The 4887-nt window shown below is 39.8% G+C and carries 3 protein-coding genes; all 3 read left to right on the plus strand.

The annotated features are described in order from the left end of the window. Positions 1–128: 128 nt before the first annotated feature. The gene (gyrA, locus tag QZ327_RS13340) at positions 129–2657 is read left to right on the plus strand and encodes a DNA gyrase subunit A (protein WP_294620079.1); all 2529 of its coding nucleotides are present in this window, start codon (positions 129–131) and stop codon (positions 2655–2657) included. 30 nt (positions 2658–2687) lie between these two features. Continuing rightward, positions 2688–3899 carry a tetratricopeptide repeat protein gene (locus QZ327_RS13345; protein ID WP_294620081.1) on the plus strand — a complete coding sequence of 404 codons (1212 nt, stop codon included), beginning with the start codon at positions 2688–2690 and terminating at the stop codon, positions 3897–3899. A gap of 362 nt (positions 3900–4261) precedes the next feature. Beyond that, positions 4262–4840 (plus strand): Panacea domain-containing protein, encoded by a 579-nt coding sequence (locus QZ327_RS13350; RefSeq protein ID WP_294620083.1) that lies wholly within the window; start codon positions 4262–4264, stop codon positions 4838–4840. The last annotated feature ends 47 nt before the right edge of the window (positions 4841–4887 follow it).

A 4887-nucleotide genomic window follows, 5' to 3' on the forward strand; every position in this document is an offset into this window, starting at 1 on the left:
AAACAAGACAACAAGGTTGGAAACATGCAATAAAGTTTATGAAAGAAAACTTTTGTATGTCGTAAAAAAGCAGTACTTTAGCGTGGTTTTTTACAAACCCCAAAATGTATAATTAATAATCTTTTTAAATGCTTGAACAAGACAGAATTATAAAGATTAACATCGAGGAGGAAATGAAATCTTCGTACATTGACTACTCTATGTCGGTCATTGTTTCGCGTGCCCTTCCGGATGTTAGAGATGGTTTTAAACCCGTTCACCGAAGAATTCTTTTCGGTATGATGGGACTGGGAAATACGTCGGATAAACCCTATAAGAAATCTGCGAGAGTCGTTGGTGAGGTATTAGGTAAATATCACCCGCACGGCGACTCGTCCGTATATGGCGCGCTTGTCCGTATGGCACAGCCGTGGGCTATGCGTTACATGCTTGTGGACGGACAAGGAAACTACGGTTCCGTAGACGGCGATAGCGCAGCCGCGATGCGTTACACGGAATGCCGTTTGCAAAAAATTGGAGAAGAAATGATGCAGGATCTTGACAAAGAGACTGTTGACATGCAAACCAACTTCGACGACTCACTGCTGGAGCCCACCGTGATGCCTACACGTATCCCGAATCTTCTCGTAAACGGAGCTTCCGGTATCGCCGTAGGTATGGCAACCAATATGCCGACCCATAATTTATCTGAAGTGATAGATGCCTGTATCGCATACATCGACAACAACGATATTGATATTGAGGACCTAATGGCTTATGTCAAAGCTCCCGACTTCCCTACGGGCGGTTATATCTATGGTATGAGTGGTGTACGCGAAGCATACCTGACAGGTCGAGGACGTGTGGTAATGCGTGCCAAAGCGGAGATTGAGACAACCTCCACTCACGACAAAATCATCGTCACCGAAATTCCTTACGGAGTCAACAAGGCGGAATTAATCAAATCGATTGCCGACCTGGCAAACGAAAAAAAGATAGAAGGTATCTCCAACGCCAATGACGAATCCGACCGCGAAGGTATGCGTATCGTCATCGATGTGAAACGCGATGCCAATGCCAGTGTGGTGCTGAACAAGCTCTACAAGATGACATTGTTGCAGACTTCCTTTGGTGTAAACAACGTGGCATTGGTACACGGACGTCCCCGCTTGTTAAACCTGAAAGACCTTATCAAGTATTTCGTAGAGCATCGTCATGATGTGGTTATCCGCCGTACACAATATGATTTGCGTAAAGCTAAGGAACGCGCTCATATTTTAGAAGGTTTGATTATCGCATCGGACAATATCGATGAAGTAATCAGGATTATCCGTGCCGCCAAAACTCCGAATGATGCAATCAGCGGCTTGATGGAACGCTTCGAACTGACAGAAATACAGTCGCGTGCCATCGTAGAAATGCGTTTGCGCCAATTGACCGGACTTATGCAGGACCAGCTTCATGCCGAATATGAGGAAATCCAGAAACAAATTGCTTATTTGGAAGAAATCCTTGTTAACGATGAACTCTGCCGCAAGGTCATCAAAGACGAATTGATTGAGATTAAGGATAAATACGGCGACGAACGCCGTTCTGAAATCGTTTATTCATCGGAAGAGTTCAATCCGGAAGATTTCTATGCAGACGATGAAATGATTATCACCATTTCTCACATGGGATACATCAAACGTACGCCGCTAAGCGAGTTCCGCGCCCAAAACCGTGGTGGGGTAGGCTCCAAGGGAACGGAAACGCGTGATGAGGACTTCGTAGAACACATCTATCCCGCAACAATGCACAATACCATGATGTTCTTCACTCAGAAGGGTAAGTGTTATTGGTTGAAAGTCTATGAAATTCCCGAAGGAACAAAGAACTCTAAGGGACGCGCCATTCAGAACTTGTTGAATATCGATTCCGATGATGCCGTAAACGCATATCTGCGTGTGAAGAACCTGAATGATCAGGATTTTATCAACAGCCATTATGTACTGTTCTGCACAAAGAACGGTGTTATCAAGAAAACGCTGCTTGAACAATATTCCCGTCCTCGCCAAAATGGTGTTAATGCCATTACCATTCGTGAAGACGACCGCGTTATCGAAGTGCGTATGACCAACGGTAACAATGAGATTATCATCGCCAACCGTAACGGACGCGCTATCCGTTTCCATGAAAGTGCCGTACGCGTCATGGGACGTACCGCTACCGGTGTGCGCGGCATGACACTTGATGAGGACGGACAGGATGAAGTTGTCGGAATGATTTGCATCAAGGATCCTGAAGCTGAGACAATCATGGTTGTATCGGAGCAAGGATACGGTAAGCGTTCTGATATTGAGGATTATCGCAAGACAAACCGCGGCGGTAAAGGCGTAAAGACCATGAATATTACCGATAAGACGGGTAAGCTGGTGGCAATCAAATCTGTAACAGATGAGAATGACTTGATGATTATCAATAAGTCGGGCATCACCATTCGTCTGAAAGTGGCTGATGTACGCATTATGGGACGTGCCACACAGGGAGTAAGACTGATAAACCTCGAAAAACGCAATGACGAGATTGGTTCCGTATGTAAAGTAACCTCGGAAAACGAAGAGGATATTATTGCCGAAGAAAGCGAGAATATGCCGGAATCTCCTCAAAACGAGACAAATAATGAAAATGAAGAATAGACATAATATTAATTTAAATTTTCCACAATCATGAAAAGAGTACTATTTTCAATGGTTTTACTGCTTGCTGCAGGCTTCACTTTCGCTCAAGAGAAAAGCGTAAAAGAAGCTAAAGCTATTGCCAACGAAGTGAAACCGAACTTTGCAAAAGCTGAGAATCTTATCAAAGGAGCCTTGACCAATGCTGAAACCAAAGACAATGCCGAGACATGGGATGTAGCAGGCTTCATTCAAAAGAGAATCAACGAAAAAGAAATGGAGAGTGCATATCTGAGAAAGCCTTATGATACTCTTAAAGTGTATAACAGCGCATTGAACATGTGCAAATACTACTTTAAATGTGATGAACTTGCACAAATACCTAATGAAAAGGGTAAAATCAAGAACAAATACAGAAAATCGAATGGCGCTGCCATATTGGCTGCACGTCCTAATTTGATTAATGGCGGTATTCAATTCTTTAATCTGGATAAGAACAAAGAAGCTCTTGACTTTTTTGCAACTTATGTAGATATTGCTATTAATCCGATGTTCGAAAAGGAAAATCTGCTTCAAACAGATACTGTATTGCCTCAAATAGCTTATTACGCAAGTTTGGCTGCCGCTAAAATGACAGATTATCCCAGTGTATTGAAATATGCTCCCTATGCAAAAGATGACAAAGAAGTGGGGAAATATGCCATGGAATTTATTTCTACAGCATTGAAAGCGCAAGGCGACACTATCAAATGGATTGCTTCCTTGAAAGATGGTATTCAAAAATATCCCGAACATTCATTCTTCTTTGGTCATCTGATTGATTATTATAGCAATAACAATAAGTTTGATGATGCAATGCAATTTGCAGACGATATGCTGGCTAAGGATCCCAACAATACGTTCTATTTGTACGTGAAAGGTTATCTTTACCATAACATGAAAAATTATGATAAGGCTATCGAATTCTATCAAAAGACTATTGAAGTAGATCCTAAGTATGCAGAAGCATATTCTAACTTGGGTTTAATTTATTGCCTACAAGCACAGGATTTCTCAGAGAAAGCTACTACTGATGTAAATGATCCGAAATACAAAGAAGATCAAGCAACATTGAAAGTTTTCTATGAAAAGGCTAAACCTAATTACGAAAAAGCAAGAGAACTGAAACCTGACCAAAAGGATTTATGGTTGAACGGACTGTACAGAGTATATTATAACTTGCAAATGGGTCCGGAATTTGATGCAATAGAAAAATTAATGTAATAATAAAAGAAGCGCGAGACAGCATAGAAAAGTATTGTCTCGCGCTTTTTATATAGAAATAAACTTTAGCTTTTTATATTTTATAAGGGTTAGTATAAATGAACAATATCGGTATTATGTTTAATATAACAATAAAGCAGGGTAAGTGTCCGGTAAGTGTCCGCTACTCTAGTGTAATTACCAAAATTAGAATTATCTATTTCTAATTTTTATGTGAATACAAGAATGCAAAAAACTGTCGAGTATCATATTCAAAAAGTTAAAAATAGCATTTTGTATTCTTGCAAAAAACGCATATATAATAAAATGCGCTATATTTGCATTATTAAGAATGAGGATTATATAAATTTTGCGACATAATTATGAAAACCCCTATTGAAATAAACAAAATAAAGGCTGTTGTTCTTTATATATTACAAGAATCTGGTGGTGCATTGGATTTAATTACGTTATTCAAGAAAATGTATTTTTCTCAAAAATTATATTTGGCCCGTTATGGACGGACAATATTCAATGACAGTTTCCGTGCGAAAAGACGTGGTCCGGTTCCATCTTTCACATATCATTCTTTTAAATGTATATTCAATAATACAGAAAATATATCTGAGGATGTAAAAAACTTTGATTCTTCTTTCAAATTATATGTCACTGATGGAATAAAATACGTAGAGGCCAATGATGTACCCAATATGAAAGAGATAGCACGTATGGAACAAAAGGCAATTCAAGAGATTTTAAGTCAGACAAAACATCTAACTCCTGATGAGTTGTCAGAAAGATCACATGACAGTGCTTGGAAATCTGCCAACAAACGAGCCAAGAATGACCCCGCAGATGATTACATTTCTATAGTGAATATGGCAAAAGCTGGAGGGGCAACTCATGATGTCATCAATTATATACATCAATCACAACAAATGGAAGCTTTTTGTGCAGGATGAAAATAACATTAAAAGAGCAAATAAAAAATTTGCAGGAAGATGGGAAG

The sequence above is a fragment of the uncultured Bacteroides sp. genome (genome assembly GCF_910578895.1).
Taxonomy (GTDB): Bacteria; Bacteroidota; Bacteroidia; order Bacteroidales; family Bacteroidaceae; genus Bacteroides.

Excerpts from the sequence above, each read along its gene's own strand:
- gyrA (WP_294620079.1), top strand. The coding sequence starts at position 129 with ATGCTTGAACAAGACAGAATTATAAAGATTAACATCGAGGAGGAAATG.
- QZ327_RS13345 (WP_294620081.1), top strand. The coding sequence starts at position 2,688 with ATGAAAAGAGTACTATTTTCAATGGTTTTACTGCTTGCTGCAGGCTTC.
- QZ327_RS13350 (WP_294620083.1), top strand. The coding sequence starts at position 4,262 with ATGAAAACCCCTATTGAAATAAACAAAATAAAGGCTGTTGTTCTTTAT.